Raw genomic sequence first — 21,112 nt, forward strand, 5'->3', positions numbered from 1 at the left:
AAAAGGAGCTTTATGATTTCATACAGCTCCTTTTTTATATTACATAAATTTATTTACTTTAAAATTACTAAGCGCTCATCAATAGGCTCACTTTTAGGTAAGCGATACCTAAACTCTCTGCGTAATAACACAAAACTAATAACTGCCTGAACAACAACTGTGCTTGCCGATAAATACCACAATTGCGTTAAATTAAAGCCATCCATTTGGCTTAATAAAAGAGCTGGTAAAACAAATAAAATAATCCGCAGTGTAGTACTATAAAGTGAAGGGAGTGTGTTACCGAGAGACTGAAATAGCCCCGAACACGTAAACACTATGCCCGTAGGAATAAAGTTAATACAAATAATTTGTAAAAATGTAGCTGCAACTAAAATAACATTTTGATCATCAGTGAACCCTTGCACTAGTAATTCTGGAATAAAAAAGCAAACTACGCTTAACACTGCCATTAAACTACAGGTCATTAGGGCTGACCAAAAAAAGGTTTCTCGGACACGGTCAAATTGCTTTGCACCAAAATTTTGACCCGCGACGGCTGGTGCAGCAAACGCAATTGCCATTGCAGGTAAAAACAATGACTGCATGATGCGAGAACCTAAACCAAAGCCAGCTTGGGCTTCAGGTCCAAAATGTTGAATTAACCAATAAATTAACCCCATATATGCAAACATTAAAAAGAATTCACCTCCTGCGGGTAATCCAATCCCTAATAAGCGCTTTATAATAGCGCTATCTACGCGCCATAAACTGACTTTAAAGGTAACGAACTTTTCAGCCTTAACAAAGTATACGCATAGCATTACTACCGCAACAACTACCGAAATAGTACTTGCCAACCCAGCTCCGGCTATACCCATTGGAAAGTCAGTTCCCCAACCTATAATTAAAATAGGAGATAAAATAATATTGACGATAATAGACAAGGTTTGAATCAACATAGTTGGCTTAACAATACCGGCTCCTCTTAACGCAGCACTAACTGCAACTAAAGGAAACTGCAATGCCATACCCGGCAAAAACCAATGCAAATAACGTTGTCCCGCTTCAATTGTTGCAAGGTCTGTTGAAATGCTAGTTAAGTATGTATCAGACCCTAAATAACCTAAAAACATGACAACCAAGGCCATTAAGCTAGCCAGCATCATACTTTGGTTAAACACTGCATTTGCATCTTTGGCATCTTTTCGACCCGCTGCATGAGAAATCAACGCGGTTGTTCCCACATTAAGAATTTGCGTAAGTGCAAAAATTAAAAACATTGCATTACCCGCTAAGCTGAGTCCTGCTAAAGCATTTCCACCTAAATTACCTACAAAATATAAATCAACTAAAAAATACAATGTTTGAATTATCATTCCTATCATCATAGGAATAGCCATTTTGATTAAATGCTTGGGTATCGAGCCACGAGTTAGATCATGCATATTATTATCTTAACTATTAATAAGAATAGTTATCATAACAAGTTGCGTGCAATTAAGCATACTTTTAATAGTTATGGAAAGGTGTTTTATATAGCGTGAATTTCATACTACAACTTTGCTATACTGGCCGTAAGTCTTCATTAAAAGATTCATTATGATTCCTTCAACATACCCTCTTTTTTGGCGAGATAACGCCCTACCTTATGTAGAACTAAGGCAAGTTTTGGATGGTCGAAAAGTAACTTACGCCGCCCATTCTCATGCTCAGTGGTCAATTGGTGCTATTTTAGAGGGCCAAAGTGAATTTATTTGTGAAGACAAACTTTACCAAATAGATAAAGGCACTTTAGTGCTAATGAACCCCGATGCTGTACACGCATGCAACCCCAACCAAAACTCGCCCTGGGCTTATTATATGATGCATGTAGATAAAAGTTGGTTAGCTCAATTGCTTGTTAAGTTTAATATAAGGGCAAGTAACCACTGGTATAATAGCCAACCTGATACATTAACGACCCCTGTATTTTACCAGCAGTTTGTTTTAGTTTGCCGAAACCTTATGTCGAATAAGCTGTCTTCTTTAGAAAAAGAGTCTTTGCTTAGCCAGTATTTGATTACGTTATTTGAATACATCGATAGCACTGATATTAAAGAAAATACGTGCCTACCTCCTAATAGGCTGTATAAAGTTGCAAACTACCTCGCCCTTTATTGTCAGGATGACGAACCAATTAAGGTTATTAGCAAAAAATTTGGCTTTAATACTAGCTACTTGATACGTACATTTAAACGCCACTTCAATATGAGTCCACATGCTTATCGGATAAATCTGCGTATACAACTAAGTCAACAAGCGCTTAAGCAAGGCGATGCCATTTCAACGGTGGCTCAAAATGCAGGATTTAGTGATCAAGCTCATTTTCAACGTGTATTTAAACAGCGGGTTGCTGCAACACCAGCACAATATCGACGCTGTATTTAGAATAAAAACACATTAACTTATAATAAAAAAGCAACTCCCGACAAGTAACACTGCCAATGCTTTATTCATAAAACGTATTTTTGCAGGACTTTGAAAGTACTGCCCTAGCACTATACCTATCCATACCCACATGCTCAGCGACAACCAGCAAATTGGTAAATACACACTGGCAAACGTAAACACTTCAAATAGCTCTGCATTAGGGATGTAAGTCGCAATTCCCGATAGTGATGCTAACCATGCTTTTGGGTTTAGCCATTGCATGATTACCCCAGTAATAAAGGTAGGTGAACTTTTATTACTGTCTGAGTTTAATTCACCATTATCTACAAATAATTGATAACTTAAATAAAGTAAAAAAGTAATACCAGCCCATTGCAATACTTCAGTGATCCATTGCAATTTATCAAGAAGATAGTTTAAACCCCATCCAATAACTAAAAACAAAAAAATAAACCCAAGTGTTGCACCGGTTATAAACATTAAGCCAGTTCTTAGCCCATACCGTGCGCTGCTCAATGAAACTAAATTAACTGGCCCTGGCGATAAAGACGCAGCTAATGCAAATAACGACATTGACATAATTAAAGATAAAGTCATGGTTCACTTTCTAATTAATTCAAACTGATGGTGAGTATCTACATTAAATAGAGGCTGGTATTGAACAAAATTGACTTAATCAAATAAAAGTAAGTTATTTCGCGCATATCAATACTAGTTTTTAATTTTCAGCATTGTGAACTATTAATATTTTTAGTCGTATCAATAAAGTGTTAATTCATTAGGATCGACCATGACCACTAAACAGCTTTCGTCACTGTTTGTATTTAACTTAGTCTTAGCGACAAGCGAGGCCAATGCAAATCAACAATGGTATGTTATCAACGACTCTGTAATGGGCGGCGTATCTAATAGCCAAGTAACAAAAACACAAGATAGCTTGCTGTTTACAGGCAATGTTTCGCTTGCTAATAATGGCGGTTTTGCATCAATACGTACCGAAATTGACACGCAAGGTCAAAACTCAAAAATTATAGCGCTGCGTGTTAAAGGCGATGGGCAAATCTATCAGCTTAGGCTCAGAACAACTACTTACCTTGATGGCGCAGCGTACATCCACTCATTTAAAACAATAAAAAGCGAATGGGTAGAAATCAACTTTACCCCGAGTGATTTTACTTTAACGTATCGCGGACGAGTGCTTGAGCAACAGCCTATTATTGATTTTAATGATATAAAACAGCTAGGCTTTATGATTGCAGGCAAGCAAGAAGGTAAATTTAAACTTGAAGTGAGTAAAATCGAATTTAAAAGCTAACCCACCAGCATGTTAGTGGCGCTATACAGTATAGTCGTGATCGCCCCGCCTTTTCATTTCACTAATAACCAGCTCAACCATTTGTTGCTTTATTGCCGCTTGCTCTGATTTTAACTCCCCTAATTGCAGCTCTAACATATCTATTTGCTCTTGCTGTTGCGTGTTTTTATATTTTTTAGAACCTAGGTGCTCAGCGTCTAAAGTTAAACTCGCATCACTTTCATCTAGCTCACTTGCTGAAGTATTTATAGTTAAACTACGTTGTACGGGGCTTTGTTTAAGTTTATTAATTTGTTCTTGCAGCGCAATAACTCGCTCAGTGAAGTGTTTATATACTTTTTCGAGATTTTTATACTGATCGCCAAATGTTGCGTTATCTTCACTGTATTTTTGCGCTTTGGTATCTAAAAACTTTGATAACACATATTTTGGCTCTTCCTCATTCTTTTCTTCACTCGCTTTTTCAACAGCTAGTTTATCTGATTGCGCTAAAGGTTGAGTATTTGAGTTATGCACTTGGTATGGAATGGGAGCCGCTGAAATCTTCATTATTTTGTCCCTAAAATAGCTTACCTCTTTTATAGGTATCGACCTCGTATTAAAATCCTTGAGTAAATTTTATTGTTAGCTAAAAGCAAAAAGCCCCACTTTATTAAAGTAGGGCTTTAGCAATTAATTACTTTGAATAAAATTATACCAATCTGCTTATATATGAAGTCTATTTAACGTTAAGAAAATTACGCTAGAACTAGGCAAAAATTTTTGTATCTAGTTGTTCTAAATAAAAAATTTTTAACAACGTTATAGTGCAATTTAATTCGTTAAATTGTTCAAGTATTTATGCAGGTTGGTATTACGGCTCAATTGCCAGTAACTCTACTTCAAAAATAAGTACTGAGGCAGGTGGAATACTGCCTACACGTTTTTCGCCATACGCTAATTGATGCGGTACATAAAACGTGTATTTATCGCCTGGGCTCATCAATTGTAGGCCTTCGGTCCAACCTTTAATAACTTGGTGTAAACCAAAACTAATCGGTGTTTTACGCTCTACTGAGCTGTCAAACACAGTGCCGTCGATTAGCGTGCCATGATAATGTACGTTAACCATACTTGTTGAGCTTGGTGTGTTTTCACTCTCACCTTTATGCATTACTTTGTACTGTAAGCCAGAAGCTGTTTCTACTATACCTTCTACTTTTGAATTAGCGGCTAAGTAATCTGCCCCTATTTGCGCATTTATGCCTGCTTGTTGTTTTGCTTTTTTACTATTTTGAAATATTAAAAAACAAAAAATGGCGATAACCACCGCCAAAATTATATTGATCATTATTAACCTTTTTCGTTATCTAGTTCTTCGTCTTTTTCGTCGTCATTATCGCCATTTACAATGTCGGCAATCTCTTTTAGACGCGCAAGCGCAATACCGTTTACTGAGTTTTCTGGATACTGGTCATCAATAATATCGCCTGCTTCTATATCCATTAATAAGTTAAGCGCTTGATCTACGGTTTCAACTGCGTAAATATTAAATTTACCCGCCTCTACCGCGTTGAGGATCTCGTCATCAAGTACTAAGTTAACTTGGTTTGATTTAGGAATAATAACGCCTTGCGAACCGGTTAAACCACGCATTTTACACAGTTTAAAAAAGCCTTCTATTTTTTCGTTTACGCCACCAATAGCTTGTACATCACCATGTTGGTTAATAGAGCCTGTCAGCGCGATAGATTGGCTAATAGGGAGGCTTGTAATAGATGAAATAAGCGCACAAAGCTCTGCTAAAGATGCACTATCGCCATCTATGTAACCATAACTTTGCTCTATGGCAATATTAGCACTAAGCGTTAAACTAAACTGCTGTGCGTACTTATTGCCTAAATAGCCGGTAAGCAACATCACGCCTTTTGAGTGGATAGCTTTACCTAGTTCGGCTTCGCGTTCAACGTCTATTACGCCATCGGCGCCTGCATAAACAGTTGCCGTAATACGCGCAGGTGTACCAAACGAGGTATCGCCAATGTGTAGTACTGTTAAACCATTTACTTTACCTATAGCTTGGCCATCGGTTGCAATAAGTGTATGGCCTTCTTTTATATCGCTAAGCATGTTTTCGCTGATCTGACCGGTACGATATTGTTTGCCTTCAATGGCTTCGTCAATATGGTATGCATCAATAACCGTTAAGTTATCTTGTTTCGCGTAATAACTCGCTTCAGCAACTAATTCAAGCACATCAGCAAAGCGCGCCGAGAGTTTATTATGATGCTCAGCTTGGCGGTAACTAAATTTAAGTAACCGTACCATAGCAGCCTCTGTAGCGGTGCATTTTAATGTTTGCTCGCAATACTCAGTCACTTTGGTAATAAACTGGTACTGTAATTTATCGCTACTTGGTAAGTAGTAATCAAAATCGGCAAGTACTCTAAATAGCTCAGCAAATTCTTCGTCGTATTCACCTATGGTGTAGTACAACTCGCGCGAGCCCAATAAAATAATCTTCACATCAAGTGGAATAAGTTGCGGGCGAAGCGTAAAACTTGTCCCGACTGTGCTGTCTTGATAGGGTAAATCATTTTTTATTTGATGTGTTTTTAAACACAGCTTTAAACCATCCCACACTTGTGGATTAGCCATTATTTTTTCGGCATCCATTATTAAGTAACCACCATTGGCACGATGCAATGCACCGGGCTGAATTGAGCGATAACTCGTAATCAATGTACCTTGGGATGTAGCGTATTCAATTTTACCAAATATATTACCAAAGGTTGGGTTTGGCTCATAAACGACTGGCGCTGCGTCGTCTTCTTTAAATTCAACTAAAATGTTAGGTGCAAAAAAGTCGGTAAGCATACCTTTGCGGTCAAAGTCTTCTTTACTTTCTTCGCTTTCGTCTTCGTCATCTAGCCATTCAAGTACCGCGTCGATAATTTCAACGCGAATATCTTTTAAATAACGCAGTACGCCAATGTGTGTCGCGTACTTATGTTCTAAGTCTTTTAAAAGTGGTTTAGTGGCTTGCTCTGCGGTCGATTTTTTAAGATTACGAAGTTTTTCTTTTGATTCGCGTTTCCACCGTGGTAGCTCTATTAACGCTTCTATTAATGCATCTTCTAGCTTTTCGATTTTTTCAAAAAACTCTTCGCGCAATGTTTCTTCAAGCTCACCAAATTCACTGTCGCTCAATTGTTTTCCATCAACAAGTGGTGCAAAACCCACTGAGCTTTTTTCTTCTACGAGAGCAACACTTTGCTCAAGTGCTGCGATTTCAACTGCGGTAATTGCGCTGTCGTAAGCGTCGTTAAACTCGCGATCGATTGATTTTTTCTTGCGTTGGTACGCTGGATTATCAAATGCCGCTGGAAAAGTGTCGAGCACTTCATCTAAGAATGAGTCTATGTCGTCGCTAAGTTGCTTACTTTGCCCTGCTTGCATAAAAAGTGCGATAGGCTCACGGTGATCGGCGTAATTATTTACGTACAACCATTCATTAGGCGTTGCTCTGTCTTTTGCGTGTTGCTTAAGTTTATCTTTGACTAGCGTATAACGTCCATGAGCCGCTTCGCCCATTACATAAACATTATAGCCAGGTAAATCCATACCTAATGAAAAGTCGAGCGCACTTTGGGCACGTTGTTGGCCTATAAAAGTAAGTTGCTCTGGGTACGGGTTACTCATGCATGTATGTACATGATTACTAGAAATACTCGGTGCGAGCTTTGAAACAGATAGTGGCAGCAATTTTTTCGTCATTCTAACTTCTTTGTTTACCAGCATATTCACTGGCTTTTGGGCGTATTAAGTGGCACGCAGCCACCTAATACCAATATTTAAGGGTTCAGCGCCTTACGACTAAAGTAGATTCCATCACATTGCGTGCAAGGTATTATTTGCGTTGCGTGATAAATGTCGTGGCTATGGTTGCAATTCTTACATACTAATGTGCCCATGGCTATCCATTCGCCTGCGTGATACACCCCATTGTGCTTAAAATCTTGGCTTAAAGATTGCCACTCTAGTTGTGTTTTATCTTCTATGTGCGAGAGTTCAAACCATAAAGATTCTTTAAGTTCTTGCCATGCAAGCGAATTGTAATAAGCTTCGTGCTCAATAATGTGTTCAATATCATGCTTTAAGTAACTTTTATAAAGTTCATACCTTTCTTGACTTAAATCTTTGATTGCTTGCTCAGATTCAACAAACCCAGTAACTACATCTTTTACACCATGATCTTTTACATCTTTTAGCCAACTAGTAAAACTGCTAAGCCATGCTTTGTAATCAGTCATTTTTTACTCCTTCAAAATTGCTGTTAAATCAGTCTGTAACTTATGTATTTAGCTAACTACATTATAAAAAAGCAGGTTAACCTGCACTGAAAGTTACAATTTAATAAAAGCATGTTTTTGACGCTGTGAATAGTGTTTTATTTGGGGTATCCTAACGGCAATTTTTTATTAGTTTGCAAGAAGTCTGGAACCATAGATGCAAGAGCAATATAACCCGCAAGATATAGAGTCAAAAGTACAAAGCTACTGGGAAGAAAACCAGGTATTTAAAGTCACTGAAGATGAGAGTAAAGAAAAGTATTACTGCCTTTCTATGTTTCCTTATCCGAGTGGTCGACTGCATATGGGTCATGTACGTAACTACACCATCGGTGATGTTGTTTCTCGTTTCCAGCGCCTGCAAGGCAAAAACGTAATGCAACCTATGGGTTGGGATGCGTTTGGTTTACCTGCAGAAAACGCCGCTATTAAAAACAAAACAGCACCAGCTAAGTGGACATACGAAAACATTGATTACATGCGTACACAGCTTAAGCAATTAGGTTTTGGCTATGACTGGGATCGCGAAATTGCGACGTGTAACCCAGAGTACTACAAGTGGGAACAGTGGTTCTTCACTAAGCTTTACGAAAAAGGCCTAGTGTATAAAAAAATGTCGACAGTTAACTGGGATCCAGTGGATCAAACAGTATTAGCTAACGAGCAAGTTATTGACGGTCGCGGTTGGCGTTCAGGCGCTGTGGTTGAGCAAAAAGAAATTCCACAGTGGTTTATTAAAATTACTGATTACGCACAAGAGCTACTAGACGACTTAGATCAGTTGGAAGATTGGCCAGAGCAAGTTAAAACAATGCAGCGCAACTGGATTGGCCGCTCTGAAGGCTGTGATATTGAATTTAAACGCACCGATAACGACGAAACATTCAGCGTATACACAACTCGTCCAGATACCTTTATGGGTGTTACGTATGTTGCTGTTGCCGGTGGTCACCCTATTGCGCAAGAAGCGGCTAAAAATAGCGATGCTATTGCAATGTTTGTTGAAGAATGCAAAAACACCAAAATTGCCGAAGCAGACATGGCAACAATGGAGAAAAAAGGCATAGCAACAGGCTTTTACGCCACTCACCCATTAACGGGCGAGCAAGTACCAATTTGGGTCGCTAACTTTGTATTAATGCATTATGGCTCAGGCGCTGTAATGGCAGTACCTGCACACGATCAGCGCGACTTTGAGTTTGCAACCGCTTACGGTCTTGATATAAAACAAGTCATTGCACCGGTTGAAGGTTCAGACCTTGAAGTAAACCTTAAAGAATCAGCGTTTACTGATAAAGGCGTACTTGTAAATTCAGGTGAATTTAACGGCCTTGATTTTGACGCTGGTTTTAAAGCCATTGCGGATAAATTAGAAGCTCTCGGTGTGGGTGAGCGCAAAGTAAACTTCCGCCTGCGTGACTGGGGTGTTAGCCGTCAACGTTATTGGGGTTCACCAATCCCAATGCTTAGCGACGAAGATGGTAAAGAGCTTGCAGCAACAGAAGATATGCTACCCGTTCGCTTACCTGAAGATGTGGTAATGAACGGTGTAACTTCACCACTTAAAGCAGACCCAGAGTGGGCTAAAACTACCGTAAATGGTGCACCTGCGTTTCACGAAACTGATACGTTTGACACCTTTATGGAGTCTTCTTGGTACTACGCACGCTACTGTAGCCCACGCTACGACGAAGGCATGCTAGATCCCGCGGCTGCTAACTACTGGTTGCCAGTAAACCAATACATTGGTGGTATTGAGCACGCTATTTTACATTTATTGTACTCGCGCTTTTTCCATAAATTATTACGTGACTTTGGTTTAGTAAATTCAGACGAGCCGTTTGACCGCTTACTTTGTCAAGGTATGGTGCTTGCTGAAACATTTTATCGTAAAGATGAAAAAGGCGGCGATATTTGGATCTCGCCAAGTGATGTAAACACTGAAACCGACGATAAAGGCCGCGTGACTAAAGCATGGCATAAAGAGGACGGTGAGCCAGTTTTCTCATCAGGCATGAGCAAAATGTCCAAGTCTAAAAACAACGGTATAGACCCGCAACATGTAATTGCCCAATATGGTGCAGATACTGTGCGTTTATTCATGATGTTTACAGCACCACCAGAGCAAACGCTTGAATGGTCAGACTCAGGTGTTGAAGGCGCGCATCGCTTCTTAAAACGTGTATGGAAATACGCGGTAGACGTTAAAACAGTAGGTTACCAAGCACTTGATAAATCAGCGCTAACAAACCCACAAAAAGTATTACGTCGCGACTTACACAAAGCGATTGCTAAAGTGACTGATGATGTTGAACGTCGTCAAACCTTTAATACCGCCATTGCAGCTATTATGGAGCTTTCTAATAAATTATTAAAAGCACCTTTAATAGATACGCAAGATATAGCAATTGCAAACGAAGCATTAGAAGCGCTTATTATTATGCTTGCACCTATTACGCCACATTTATCGCACGAGCTTTGGAAAGAGTTAGGTAAAGAAGGTGAGATTTTGGATGCTGCATGGCCAAAAGTTGATGAGTCGGCACTTGTTGAAGATGAAAAACTAATCATCGTACAAGTAAACGGCAAGCTCCGCGCTAAGTTAACCGTTGCAGCTGATGCAACGCAAGAGCAAGTAGAAACCCTTGCGTTTGCAGAATCTAATGTAACTAAATTTACTGATGGCTCAACCATTCGTAAAATCATTTACGTACCAGGCAAGCTACTTAACGTGGTAGCTAACTAATATGGCTGCATTTAACGCCATTAAAAACGGACTAGCCTTAGTGCTAGTCTGTTTTTTATTATCAAGTTGCGGGTTTCATCTAAAAAAAGCCTCTAGCATGCCTGATAACCTAGAACAACTAACTCTTGTAGGTGATGATGAAAAGTCAGCCTTATTTGAAAGCCTTAAAAACGAGCTTAAAGCGAGTAACGTAGAGTTAGTATCGTCAGCTAAAGATAAAGCCCAATTGTATTTACGCAAAGAAAGCATTGAACGCCAAACACTTTCGCTGTTCCAAAACGGCCAAGTTGCTGAATACGAGCTCGCTTATGGCGTATCGTATGTAGTTAAACGCCCTGGTGAAAAAGCGATAGAAAAACGTTTTGAGCTTTATCGTAATTACCAAGACGATCCAGATCATGCGCTAGCTAAAGCAAAAGAGCTTGAGCTACTCATTAGCGAAATTCGTGAGCAAGCCAGTCGTCGTATTGTTAGAGAGCTGTCGCAACTATAATGCGCTGTTATGCTAATCAACTACCGAGTGAATTAAATAAAGGGCTAAAGCCCTTTTATTTAGTGTTTGGGGAAGAGCCTTTTCAAGAAGCACAGTGCGTACAACAAATTCGCGACAGTGCTAAAGCACAAGGCTTTGACGAAGTAATTAAGTTTACTTTAATGCAAGGATTCGATTGGCAAGAAGTTATAGCCCAGTACCAAAGTATGTCGCTGTTTAGCGCGCGCACTATTATTGAGCTTGATTTAAACCAACAAAAACCAGGCATTATTGGCAGCAACACCTTTAAAAAAGTAATTGAACTGGTTAACCCAGATACTATTTTAATTGTTAAAGGCGCTAAAGCCAGCCAGGAAGTACAACGCGGTGCATGGTTTAAAGCCCTTGATAAGCAAGGCGTATTTGTACCTTGTTACCCACTTACCGGCACGCATGTAAAACGATGGCTTGATGAACAATGCCAACGCTTATCGCTCAACATGCAAAACGATGCCAAAGTAAGCTTAATAAATGCCACAGAAGGTAACTTATTAGCCTGTTTTCAGGAACTTGAAAAGCTCTCACTACTGCACGGCAATGCATTAATTACTCAGCAATTAGTAATGCAAGGGCTGTTAAACCAAGCCAAGTTTGATATTTTTGATTTAAGCGATGCGCTATTAAATGGTCACGCGAAACAAGCTATAAAAGTATTAAACAAACTTGCCAGCGATAACACCGAAGTGGTGAGTATTTTATGGGCTATAACCAAAGAGCTTAATACGCTAATAAATGTGCAACTTGGTTTATTAAATGGCGAACCAATCGCTAATTTATTTAAACAAAATGCTATTTGGAAAAACCAGCAAGGGCCAGTTCAAAACGCAATTAACCGCTTAAACATACACACACTTGAACAAATAAATAGTGATGTAGCTTTGTTTGATGCCAGTTATAAGCAAGGTAATTTAATTGCCCCTTACCAAGCGCTTGCTCATATTTGTATTAAATTTTGCCAGCCGCTCAACATTTCTATGCCGTGCCACGCGGTTAATTAATAAACAACTAACTAATGGGTGTTAAATGATCGCAATTTTTGGTGGCACTTTCGACCCTGTCCATTTAGGCCATATAAATATGGCGCAGCAATGTGTTAATGCGTTTAATTTAAACACGCTTTATTTTATGCCTTGTGCATTACCGGCGCATAAAGCAGCGCCTGGTATTAGTACGCAGCACCGTATTAATATGCTAAACGCGGCTATTGCGCCCTACCCTCATTTTAAACTCGATTTAAGAGAACTTAACCGAGCCGGCCCATCGTATTCGTTACTTAGCTTGCAAGAACTTCGTAAAGAGCACCCTACTACACCTATTTTATTTTTAATTGGTATGGACTCATTTAACAACCTAGATAAGTGGTTTGAGTGGAAGGCAATAACGCAGCTTTGCCATATTGTGGTGTATCAGCGCCCTGCTCAACATTGTACTGCAAGTGGTGAACTAAAAGGCTATATGCAAGATGCGAATGTAGACGAAGCAACCTTACTTGAGTACTCACTTGCTGGTAAACTTTATTTTTTACCGGGTAAAATGCTCGATGCTGCTTCGAGTACAATTCGCGAACAACTGAAAAAAAGCAATAAAAAGAATGAACTATTACCCGCTGCAGTGAGTCATTACATAGAACAGCATCAGCTCTATCAAATTGATGCTTAAAAACGCCTAGCGTGTTAAAATGCGCGCCATTAAATTTTTAAATTGAGACAAAACCTTGGATTCAAAACAACTACTCGCCTTTGCAATGGATAAAATTGACGATATGAAAGCACGTGACATCGTTCATATTGACGTAACAAAGACATCAGATATTACAGATTACATGGTAATTTGTTCTGGTACTTCTAAACGTCACGTACAGTCAATTGCCGATCACTTAGCAAAAGAAGCGCGTCACGCAGATTCAGAACCATTAGGTTATGAAGGTGAAGGCGATGGCGAATGGGCACTGGTTGATTTAGGTGATGTAGTTGTACACGTGATGCAAAACGAAGCACGTAGCTATTACGATCTAGAAAAACTGTGGGGCTAAACACGCACTCATTTTAGACAATGCTTGGAAGTAATACGTGAAAATACAGATGATTGCTGTTGGTACAAAAATGCCAGCATGGGTAGAAACGGGATTTGCAGAATATCAGCGCCGTTTCCCTAAAGATATGGCCCTTGAGTTAATTGAAATCCCTGCCGGTAAACGTGGCAAAAACGCAGACATAAAGCGCATTTTACACATTGAAGGTGAAAAAACATTAGCGGCTATTCCAAAAGGCAATCGTATTGTAACGTTAGAGGTAACAGGGAAAGCACTGGATACTCACCAACTTGCTAAAAATATGGAAAAATGGCAACTCGATGGTCGTGATGTAAGTTTACTTATTGGCGGACCTGAAGGGCTTGCTCCAGAGTGCATTGCAGCGTCTGAGCAAAAATGGTCGTTATCTAATTTAACATTGCCGCACCCCTTGGTGCGTATTATTGTTGCAGAGAGCCTTTACAGAGGCTGGAGCTTAAATAACAACCATCCTTATCATCGCGAGTAATGCCTTGCCATGCTAAAACATAGACCCACTATTCGTGACCACTCCGCAGAAGCAAATTTATTTGCTAGGCGAGCATTTGTGGGTTTTGTTTTTGTATTAGCTATGGTGGCTATTTTGCTGTCAAACCTATATAAAATTCAAGTAGAGAACCACCAAGATTACCAAACCCGCTCTAATGACAACCGCATTAAAGTTATTCCTATTGCACCCAACCGTGGTTTAATTTACGACCGTAACGGTGTACTCCTTGCTGAAAACAAACCAGTTTACAATCTTGAAGTCATTCCCGAAGATGTAAACGATTTAACCGAATCGCTCGATCAAGTCAGTAAAATAATTACTATTAGTGAGCAAGAGAAAGAAGATTTTTTAAAAGATATTAAACACACTCGGCGTTTCAAATCGCAAATTCTTAAAGCACGCTTAAACGAAACTGAAGTCGCTAAGTTTTCTGTAAATCAACATAAATTCCCAGGCTTTAGTATTGAAGCACGCCTAGCCCGCTACTACCCCTTTGGCGATACCCTAACCCATGCACTCGGTTATGTGGCAAAGCTTAATAAAAAAGAACTTAATAAACTAGATCAAGAAGGTCAAGCAACCAATTATCGAGCCACATACGATATTGGAAAATTAGGCATAGAAAAATATTATGAACAATTATTACACGGTGAAGTAGGCTCCCAGCGCGTAGAAGTAAATAATCGCGGCCGCGTTATTCGCACACTCAGTATGATCCAACCTAAGCCTGGTAGTGATATTGTACTTACGCTTGATATTGGGCTACAGCAAATAGCACAACATGCGCTTAAGGATATGCGCGGCGCTATCGTCGTTATGGATGCGAAAGATGGTGGCGTACTCGCACTTTATTCAAATCCAAGCTACGATCCAAATTTATTCGTACATGGTATAAGTAGCAAAAACTACAAAGCATTGCTTAACCAAGATCGCCCGCTAATTAACCGAGCAACACAAGGTCGTTACGCGCCAGCTTCGACTGTTAAACCTCACATGGCAATTTTAGCCCTTGAAGAAAATATTGTAAGTGAAAGCACTTCTATTTGGGATCCTGGCTTTTTTGAAATACCAAATGTGGAACATAAATGGCGCGATTGGAAACGCTGGGGTCATGGCCATGTTGATGTATATAAAGCGATCGAAGAGTCGTGCGATACTTATTTTTATGATGCAGCTTATCGCTTAGGTATTACTAAAATAAGCGATTTTATGGCGCGATTTGGCTTTGGTGATTTATCCGGTATTGATATTCATGAAGAAACCACTGCAATTTTACCTTCAAAAGAATGGAAAGAAGGCCGCTTTAAAGAATCATGGTGGCGAGGTGATACTATTTCTGTAGGTATTGGACAAGGCTATTGGACGGCAACCCCGATTCAAATTGCTAACGCAACGAATATTCTTGTTAATAAAGGGATTAATCATCCACCGCATTTAGCCCAAGTTGCAAAAAAAGAAGATCAAGTAACGCAAATTAACGGTGATGAAAAACCGCCGGTAATACTTAAAAACCCTGATAACTGGCGCATTGCAATTGATGCAATGCATAACACGGTAAAAAAAGTAACAGGTACCGCACACAAAGCTTTTAAAGGTGTAAGCTACGATCCGGCGGGTAAAACAGGTACTGCGCAAGTAGTTAGCATTGCCCAAGGCGAACGTTACGACGCTAAATCATTAAAAGAGCGTCAGCGTGATAACGCCATTTATGTTGGTTTTGCACCTTATAACAACCCACAAATTGTGCTCTCTATCGTTGTAGAAAACACTGGGGGCGGAAGCTCGGTAGGTGCGCCAATTGCTCGTCAATTAATGGACTACTATTTTGCAGCTAATCCTGTCGAACTTGCAGGGAATATAAAATAATGACCATTTTACACGATAAACGATCCATATGGATGCGAATGCATCTAGACCTACCATTACTCATCGCTTTGCTTATCATGATGATTGGCAGTATTACCGTTGTATATAGTGCAAGCGGGCAAGATACAGCAATGATGATCCGCCATATGACTCGCATGGGCGGAGCCGTTATAGGCATGATTATTCTAGCCCAATTTTCTCCAGCAACACTTAAACGTTTAGTTATCCCACTTTACTGTGTTGGCTTACTCATGCTGGTGGGTGTACTTTTATTTGGGGTCAGCTCAAAAGGCGCTCAACGCTGGTTAAACTTGGGGATCACTCGCTTTCAACCATCAGAACTAATGAAGCTAGCCGTCCCAATGATGGTGGCTTGGTACATAGGCAGAAACCACTTACCACCCCGCCCACTGCATTTAATTATTGGCTTTATGATTGTAATGCTTCCGACATTATTAATTAAAGAACAGCCCGATTTAGGTACTTCTATACTTATTGCGAGCTCGGGTATATTTGTGTTGTTTTTATCCGGTTTAAGCTGGCGTTTAATCGGCTTTTTAAGTTCTGTTGTTGCGCTTGCTGCATGGCCATTTTGGCACTATGGTATGCACGACTACCAAAAACAACGTGTACTTACTTTTTTAGACCCCGAAAGCGATCCGCTTGGTTCCGGTTACCATATTATTCAGTCAAAAATAGCAATAGGCTCTGGTGGTGTTGAAGGCAAAGGCTGGCTGCTTGGTACACAATCGCAATTAGAATTTTTACCAGAGCGTCACACCGACTTTATATTTTCGGTTCTAAGCGAAGAATTTGGCTTATTCGGCGTATGTGTTTTACTTAGCCTGTACTTATTTATTATTGGCCGAGGCTTGTACATTGCCGTTAATGCGCAAGATGCATTTGGTAAATTACTGGCAGGTGCACTCACTCTGACATTTTTTGTTTATGTATTTGTAAACATAGGTATGGTATCAGGGTTATTGCCTGTTGTAGGAGTTCCTTTGCCTCTAATCAGTTATGGAGGAACATCGATGGTGACGCTCATGGCTGGCTTTGGCATTATTATGTCAATAGCGACAGATAAAAGGATGCTTTTAAAATAATGAAATTCACTTTGCGTGTTCTAATAACTGTTTTTTTTATACTCACCTTAAGTGCATGTAGTAGTTCAAGTAACCGCTACCATATGCGCCATGATTCAGCACCACTTAGAGCCCCAACTGCACTTGAAATGCAAGACGCAATAATCACTGATGTTACTAAAAGCGCCAGTGCAAGCCGTCCATATACAGTGCTTGGTAAAAGTTATTCGCCAATGCTTGATGAGTCAGGCTACTCTGAGGAAGGCATTGCCTCTTGGTATGGTCGTAAATTTCATGGTTATCACACCTCTAATGGTGAAACCTACGATATGTTTGCCATGACTGCTGCGCACAAAACACTGCCGTTACCTAGCTTTGTTAAAGTAACCAATACAGCGAACGGTAAATCAGTAATCGTGCGCGTGAACGACCGCGGCCCATTTCATGACGATAGAATAATTGATCTTTCGTACGCTGCCGCTTACAAGCTAGGCTATTACACCCATGGTACAGCAAGGGTTAAGCTAGAAGCCGTTACGCTTGCGGGCGCAACTGCCCGTCAAACCTATATTCAGGTAGCTGCAGGTAGTACACTTGCTAATATTGAAGCACTTGCCAGTACATTGCGAGAGCAATACAAATTACCAACAAATATCGTGCAAAAAGACGATATTTACAGACTGCATTTAGGGCCAATAAAAGATACCCCTCATGCAGACGAAGTATTAAAAAAATTAAAACAAAATCAATTTCAAAACGCGTTCTTGCTTTACACTCAGTAAGACTAATACCCAAACTACCCCAGGATGCTCGCATCTTGGGGTGGTTTGGGTATAAAATGGCGTAACGCGAATCTTTAACTTTAACCATTAATGAGTATGATGAAATCTATTAAACATAAAATCCTCAAAGGTGTATGCGGCTTAGTTTGTACAGCCGCCGTATTTTCAGCCAGCGCCCAAATTATCCCGGCACCACCTCAAGTTAATGCAAAAGGTTATTTTTTAGTAGACTTTACAACAGGTAAAGTAATTGCCCAAGGTGAAGCTGATACGCAGCTCGCCCCAGCAAGCTTAACTAAAATGATGACCAGTTATGTAATTGGTACTGAAATTAAAGCCGGCAATATTGCACCAACAGATATGGTAACTGTGAGTGAAAAAGCATGGGCTAAAAACTTCCCTGAATCGTCTAAGATGTTTATTGAAGTAGGTAAGCAAATTAGTGTTGATCAGCTTAACCACGGCATTATTATTCAATCTGGTAATGATGCCTGTGTTGCAATGGCTGAACATATTGCTGGAAGTGAAAGCGCATTTGCTGATTTAATGAATGCACATGCTACTAAATTAGGTATGAGTAACAGCCATTTTATCAATAGCCACGGCCTTGATACGAATGAGCATTATACTACTCCACGCGATATGGCAACCTTAGGCGCAGCGCTTATTCGTGACGTACCGGATGAATACGCACTTTATAAACAAAAGTCGTTTACTTATAATGGTATTAAGCAATATAACCGTAACTCACTATTATGGGATGAAAGCTTAGACGTAGACGGTATAAAAACAGGCCACACCTCGGAAGCTGGCTACAGTTTAGTCACTTCAGCAACTAAAAATGGTATGCGTTTAATTGCCGTTGTAATGGGCACTTCAAGCGAACGTGCTCGTAAAGTGGAAAATAAAAAACTACTTAACTACGGTTTTCGTTTCTATGAAACAATTACTCCGTACAAGGCCGGCGATAGCTTTGCTGAGCAACGTATTTGGATGGGTAACAAAGAAAATGTATCTTTAGGTATTTTAGAAGATACACCAATTACTATTCCACGTGGTCAACATAAAAACCTTAAAGCTAACTTTGAGCTAGATAACACGCTTGAAGCACCACTCGCTAAAGGCACTAAAGTAGGTACGTTATTCTTACAATTAGAGGGTGAAGACATTGCTCAATACCCACTAGTAACACTTGAAGAAGTGGAAGAAGGCAGCTTCTTTAGTAAGATTTATGACTACTTACGTTTACAAATAATGTAGACGTAAAAATAAACTCACAGCTATTGTGAAAGTTAAACGAGACGCCTCTATTATGAGGCGTTTTTTTTTGCTTGAAAAATGCTAGAATGCGCCCCATATAAAGCAATCATATTGAGTTGTTATTTTTGGCACTCCAAAAAAGCAGCATTAGCTCAAGATTGTCATAACCCTTTCAGTTTAGCGCCTAGCATTTTGCTCAGAGCCAATACTTTATTTGTTTGAGGAGTCACCGTCGTGGTTCAACCTGTTAAAGATACAAAATTTGATGAGTACTTAGAGTACCCTTGCCCATTTACATTCAGAATAATGGGTTTAGCTAACGTAAACTTAACTGATCAAATTTTAGCTAAGTTACAACCAATAGCACCTGGCGATTACGCCCCTAAAGTAAAACCAAGCAGCAAAGGTAATTACGAGTCAGTAAGCCTTGTAGCAACAGTTACTAGTGGCAAACACATTGAAGAAATTTACAACGTGATCAGCAATATTGATGACGTACGCCACATGCTTTAATCCATAGTTGAGATTTGTTGTGAACGAAAACACTTTGATCGTACGCCAACTGGGTCGTCAGCGTTATATGCCTATTTGGCAAAAAATGCAGGACTTTACCGACACCCGTGATGAAAATACGCCAGATGAAATTTGGCTTGTAGAGCACGAGAGTGTATTCACCCAAGGTCAGGCTGGTAAGGACGAACACTTACTAGCTCCTGGCGACATTGAGGTGATTAAAGTTGACCGTGGCGGGCAAGTAACTTACCACGGCCCTGGCCAGCAAATGATGTATGTATTATTTAATCTACGTCGTTTAAAAATTGGTGTCCGTGAACTGGTTACGTGGCTTGAAGAGTGCATTATTGAATCACTCGCCGAGTATGGTATTGAAGCTTATGCTAAAGCTGATGCACCAGGTGTATACGTTAACGACAGCAAAATTGCATCCCTTGGGTTAAGGGTTCGTCGTGGCTGCTCGTTTCATGGCTTAGCATTAAATGTTAACATGGACCTAAGTCCATTTTTACGCATTAACCCATGCGGTTATGCGGGCATGAATATGGTGCAAACTAAAGAATTAAATGGTCCTCAAAACCTAGAAAGTGCGGGTGAAGGATTGGTGAAACACATGATCAAGAAGCTTAATGCAACACAGGTTAAGCATACTGAAGGGTTTGAAAACGAATGAATAAACCAGTCAAAATGGAACCAGGTGTAAAACTACGCGACGCAGAAAAAATGGCGTTGATCCCAGTAAAAGTTTTACCTACAGAAAAAACTGAAATGTTGCGTAAGCCAGAATGGTTAAAAATTCGCTTACCTAAATCAACCGATCGCATTGACGGCATTAAAAAAGCGCTACGTAAGCATGGCTTACACTCAGTCTGTGAAGAAGCTTCGTGCCCTAACCTATCTGAATGTTTTAACCACGGTACAGCTACCTTTATGATTTTAGGTGCTATTTGTACTCGTCGTTGCCCATTTTGTGATGTTGCTCATGGTCGCCCATTAAAACCTGATGCCACTGAACCTGAAAAGCTAGCACTTACTATTAAAGATATGAAGCTAAGCTACGTTGTAATCACTTCGGTTGACCGTGATGATTTACGTGATGGTGGTGCACAGCATTTTGCTGATTGTATTCGCGAAATTCGTAAACATAATCCAACTATCACTATCGAAATTTTAGTACCTGATTTTCGTGGCCGTATGGACCGCGCACTAGAGATACTAATCGAGACGCCACCAGATGTGTTTAACCACAATCTTGAAACTGCGCCACGTTTATACAAACTAGCTCGTCCTGGTGCTGACTATAAGTGGTCTTTAGAATTACTTCGTCGCTTTAAAGAAGCTCACCCAGAAGTAAAAACTAAATCAGGCTTAATGGTTGGTTTAGGTGAAGAAATTAGCGAAATTGAAGAAGTACTTCGCGATTTACGTGCACACAACGTTGACATGCTAACTGTAGGCCAATACCTACAACCTTCTAAGCATCACTTACCGGTTAAGCGCTACGTGCCACCAGTAGAGTTTGACGGCTTAAAAGCGTATGCAGACGAAATTGGCTTTACTCACGCGGCTTCTGGCCCGTTTGTACGTTCAAGCTACCATGCTGATCAACAAGCAGCGGGTAAAGAAGTGAAATAATCACTTTCTCAAAAAATTAAAAAAGCCGTTAATGATGCATAATCATTAACGGCTTTTTCATGCCAATTGATAAA

The 21,112-nt window shown here is 39.9% G+C and carries 21 protein-coding genes; 15 read left to right on the forward strand and 6 right to left on the reverse strand.

The annotated features are described in order from the left end of the window. Positions 1–53 precede the first annotated feature (53 nt). On the reverse strand, positions 54–1,427 hold the full coding sequence (locus tag NRL14_RS16495) for an MATE family efflux transporter (RefSeq protein WP_306725152.1): 1,374 nt from the start codon (positions 1,425–1,427) through the stop codon (positions 54–56). Positions 1,428–1,581: 154 nt separating this feature from the next. On the opposite strand from NRL14_RS16495, the gene NRL14_RS16500 reads away from it, so the two are divergent. Beyond that, the gene (locus NRL14_RS16500) at positions 1,582–2,409 is read left to right on the forward strand and encodes an AraC family transcriptional regulator (RefSeq protein ID WP_306725153.1); all 828 of its coding nucleotides are present in this window, start codon (positions 1,582–1,584) and stop codon (positions 2,407–2,409) included. A gap of 12 nt (positions 2,410–2,421) precedes the next feature. Here NRL14_RS16500 and NRL14_RS16505 read toward each other — a convergent pair whose 3' ends face one another. Next, complete coding sequence (locus NRL14_RS16505; protein ID WP_306725154.1) at positions 2,422–3,009, reverse strand: LysE family translocator; 588 nt, start codon at positions 3,007–3,009, stop codon at positions 2,422–2,424. Between the two features lie 193 nt (positions 3,010–3,202). Between NRL14_RS16505 and NRL14_RS16510 the strand changes: the two genes are divergently transcribed. Beyond that, positions 3,203–3,727, forward strand: a complete 525-nt coding sequence (locus tag NRL14_RS16510) for a CIA30 family protein (RefSeq protein WP_033029108.1) — start codon at positions 3,203–3,205, stop codon at positions 3,725–3,727. A 21-nt stretch (positions 3,728–3,748) separates the two neighbouring features. Here the strand turns inward: NRL14_RS16510 and NRL14_RS16515 are convergent, their stop codons facing one another. The 4 genes from NRL14_RS16515 to NRL14_RS16530 form a co-directional block, all read right to left on the reverse strand. After that, complete coding sequence (locus NRL14_RS16515; protein WP_149613560.1) at positions 3,749–4,276, reverse strand: hypothetical protein; 528 nt, start codon at positions 4,274–4,276, stop codon at positions 3,749–3,751. A gap of 304 nt (positions 4,277–4,580) precedes the next feature. Then, complete coding sequence (locus NRL14_RS16520) at positions 4,581–5,057, reverse strand: FKBP-type peptidyl-prolyl cis-trans isomerase (protein ID WP_033028514.1); 477 nt, start codon at positions 5,055–5,057, stop codon at positions 4,581–4,583. A gap of 2 nt (positions 5,058–5,059) precedes the next feature. Then, positions 5,060–7,483 carry a Lon protease family protein gene (locus tag NRL14_RS16525; protein ID WP_007378260.1) on the reverse strand — a complete coding sequence of 808 codons (2,424 nt, stop codon included), beginning with the start codon at positions 7,481–7,483 and terminating at the stop codon, positions 5,060–5,062. A gap of 77 nt (positions 7,484–7,560) precedes the next feature. Next, complete coding sequence (locus NRL14_RS16530) at positions 7,561–8,019, reverse strand: hypothetical protein (RefSeq protein WP_007378259.1); 459 nt, start codon at positions 8,017–8,019, stop codon at positions 7,561–7,563. A gap of 196 nt (positions 8,020–8,215) precedes the next feature. Here NRL14_RS16530 and leuS point away from each other — a divergent pair, with 196 nt between their 5' ends. The 13 genes from leuS to lipA all read left to right on the forward strand — a co-directional run bounded on the left by leuS (position 8,216) and on the right by lipA (position 21,038). Further along, positions 8,216–10,804, forward strand: coding sequence for a leucine--tRNA ligase (leuS, locus tag NRL14_RS16535; protein WP_306725155.1), 2,589 nt, complete (start codon positions 8,216–8,218; stop codon positions 10,802–10,804). 1 nt (position 10,805) lies between these two features. Next, positions 10,806–11,297, forward strand: a complete 492-nt coding sequence (gene lptE, locus NRL14_RS16540) for an LPS assembly lipoprotein LptE (RefSeq protein WP_306725156.1) — start codon at positions 10,806–10,808, stop codon at positions 11,295–11,297. Continuing rightward, on the forward strand, positions 11,297–12,334 hold the full coding sequence (gene holA, locus NRL14_RS16545; RefSeq protein WP_306725157.1) for a DNA polymerase III subunit delta: 1,038 nt from the start codon (positions 11,297–11,299) through the stop codon (positions 12,332–12,334). Before lptE ends, holA begins: the two co-directional genes overlap by 1 nt. 25 nt (positions 12,335–12,359) lie before the next feature. Then, complete coding sequence (gene nadD, locus NRL14_RS16550) at positions 12,360–12,995, forward strand: nicotinate-nucleotide adenylyltransferase (RefSeq protein ID WP_306725158.1); 636 nt, start codon at positions 12,360–12,362, stop codon at positions 12,993–12,995. Between the two features lie 55 nt (positions 12,996–13,050). Then, a complete protein-coding gene (gene rsfS, locus NRL14_RS16555; RefSeq protein WP_007378254.1) occupies positions 13,051–13,368 on the forward strand; it encodes a ribosome silencing factor in 318 nt (105 codons plus the stop codon). A gap of 37 nt (positions 13,369–13,405) precedes the next feature. After that, on the forward strand, positions 13,406–13,876 hold the full coding sequence (gene rlmH / locus NRL14_RS16560) for a 23S rRNA (pseudouridine(1915)-N(3))-methyltransferase RlmH (protein WP_002958522.1): 471 nt from the start codon (positions 13,406–13,408) through the stop codon (positions 13,874–13,876). Between the two features lie 9 nt (positions 13,877–13,885). Then, positions 13,886–15,763, forward strand: a complete 1,878-nt coding sequence (mrdA, locus tag NRL14_RS16565; RefSeq protein WP_033028520.1) for a penicillin-binding protein 2 — start codon at positions 13,886–13,888, stop codon at positions 15,761–15,763. Then, complete coding sequence (rodA, locus tag NRL14_RS16570) at positions 15,763–16,869, forward strand: rod shape-determining protein RodA (protein WP_033015254.1); 1,107 nt, start codon at positions 15,763–15,765, stop codon at positions 16,867–16,869. The genes mrdA and rodA overlap by 1 nt, the downstream gene beginning before the upstream one ends. After that, entirely contained in the window at positions 16,869–17,630 is a 762-nt protein-coding gene (locus NRL14_RS16575; protein WP_306725159.1) for a septal ring lytic transglycosylase RlpA family protein, read from the forward strand. Before rodA ends, NRL14_RS16575 begins: the two co-directional genes overlap by 1 nt. A 99-nt stretch (positions 17,631–17,729) precedes the next feature. Beyond that, complete coding sequence (locus tag NRL14_RS16580; RefSeq protein WP_007378250.1) at positions 17,730–18,890, forward strand: serine hydrolase; 1,161 nt, start codon at positions 17,730–17,732, stop codon at positions 18,888–18,890. 234 nt (positions 18,891–19,124) lie between these two features. After that, positions 19,125–19,403 (forward strand): DUF493 family protein YbeD, encoded by a 279-nt coding sequence (ybeD, locus tag NRL14_RS16585; RefSeq protein ID WP_002958517.1) that lies wholly within the window; start codon positions 19,125–19,127, stop codon positions 19,401–19,403. A gap of 19 nt (positions 19,404–19,422) precedes the next feature. Beyond that, the gene (lipB, locus tag NRL14_RS16590) at positions 19,423–20,076 is read left to right on the forward strand and encodes a lipoyl(octanoyl) transferase LipB (protein WP_033015251.1); all 654 of its coding nucleotides are present in this window, start codon (positions 19,423–19,425) and stop codon (positions 20,074–20,076) included. After that, on the forward strand, positions 20,073–21,038 hold the full coding sequence (gene lipA / locus NRL14_RS16595; RefSeq protein WP_002958515.1) for a lipoyl synthase: 966 nt from the start codon (positions 20,073–20,075) through the stop codon (positions 21,036–21,038). The genes lipB and lipA overlap by 4 nt, the downstream gene beginning before the upstream one ends. The last annotated feature ends 74 nt before the right edge of the window (positions 21,039–21,112 follow it).

The organism is Pseudoalteromonas sp. 20-92, from assembly GCF_030847595.1.
In the GTDB taxonomy this organism is placed as follows: Bacteria; Pseudomonadota; Gammaproteobacteria; order Enterobacterales; family Alteromonadaceae; genus Pseudoalteromonas; species Pseudoalteromonas fuliginea.

Coding starts and splice junctions, on each gene's coding strand:
- NRL14_RS16495 (WP_306725152.1), bottom strand. CDS start 1,427: ATGCATGATCTAACTCGTGGCTCGATACCCAAGCATTTAATCAAAATG.
- NRL14_RS16500 (WP_306725153.1), top strand. CDS start 1,582: ATGATTCCTTCAACATACCCTCTTTTTTGGCGAGATAACGCCCTACCT.
- NRL14_RS16505 (WP_306725154.1), bottom strand. CDS start 3,009: ATGACTTTATCTTTAATTATGTCAATGTCGTTATTTGCATTAGCTGCG.
- NRL14_RS16510 (WP_033029108.1), top strand. CDS start 3,203: ATGACCACTAAACAGCTTTCGTCACTGTTTGTATTTAACTTAGTCTTA.
- NRL14_RS16515 (WP_149613560.1), bottom strand. CDS start 4,276: ATGAAGATTTCAGCGGCTCCCATTCCATACCAAGTGCATAACTCAAAT.
- NRL14_RS16520 (WP_033028514.1), bottom strand. CDS start 5,057: ATGATCAATATAATTTTGGCGGTGGTTATCGCCATTTTTTGTTTTTTA.
- NRL14_RS16525 (WP_007378260.1), bottom strand. CDS start 7,483: ATGACGAAAAAATTGCTGCCACTATCTGTTTCAAAGCTCGCACCGAGT.
- NRL14_RS16530 (WP_007378259.1), bottom strand. CDS start 8,019: ATGACTGATTACAAAGCATGGCTTAGCAGTTTTACTAGTTGGCTAAAA.
- leuS (WP_306725155.1), top strand. CDS start 8,216: ATGCAAGAGCAATATAACCCGCAAGATATAGAGTCAAAAGTACAAAGC.
- lptE (WP_306725156.1), top strand. CDS start 10,806: ATGGCTGCATTTAACGCCATTAAAAACGGACTAGCCTTAGTGCTAGTC.
- holA (WP_306725157.1), top strand. CDS start 11,297: ATGCGCTGTTATGCTAATCAACTACCGAGTGAATTAAATAAAGGGCTA.
- nadD (WP_306725158.1), top strand. CDS start 12,360: ATGATCGCAATTTTTGGTGGCACTTTCGACCCTGTCCATTTAGGCCAT.
- mrdA (WP_033028520.1), top strand. CDS start 13,886: ATGCTAAAACATAGACCCACTATTCGTGACCACTCCGCAGAAGCAAAT.
- rodA (WP_033015254.1), top strand. CDS start 15,763: ATGACCATTTTACACGATAAACGATCCATATGGATGCGAATGCATCTA.
- NRL14_RS16575 (WP_306725159.1), top strand. CDS start 16,869: ATGAAATTCACTTTGCGTGTTCTAATAACTGTTTTTTTTATACTCACC.
- NRL14_RS16580 (WP_007378250.1), top strand. CDS start 17,730: ATGAAATCTATTAAACATAAAATCCTCAAAGGTGTATGCGGCTTAGTT.
- lipA (WP_002958515.1), top strand. CDS start 20,073: ATGAATAAACCAGTCAAAATGGAACCAGGTGTAAAACTACGCGACGCA.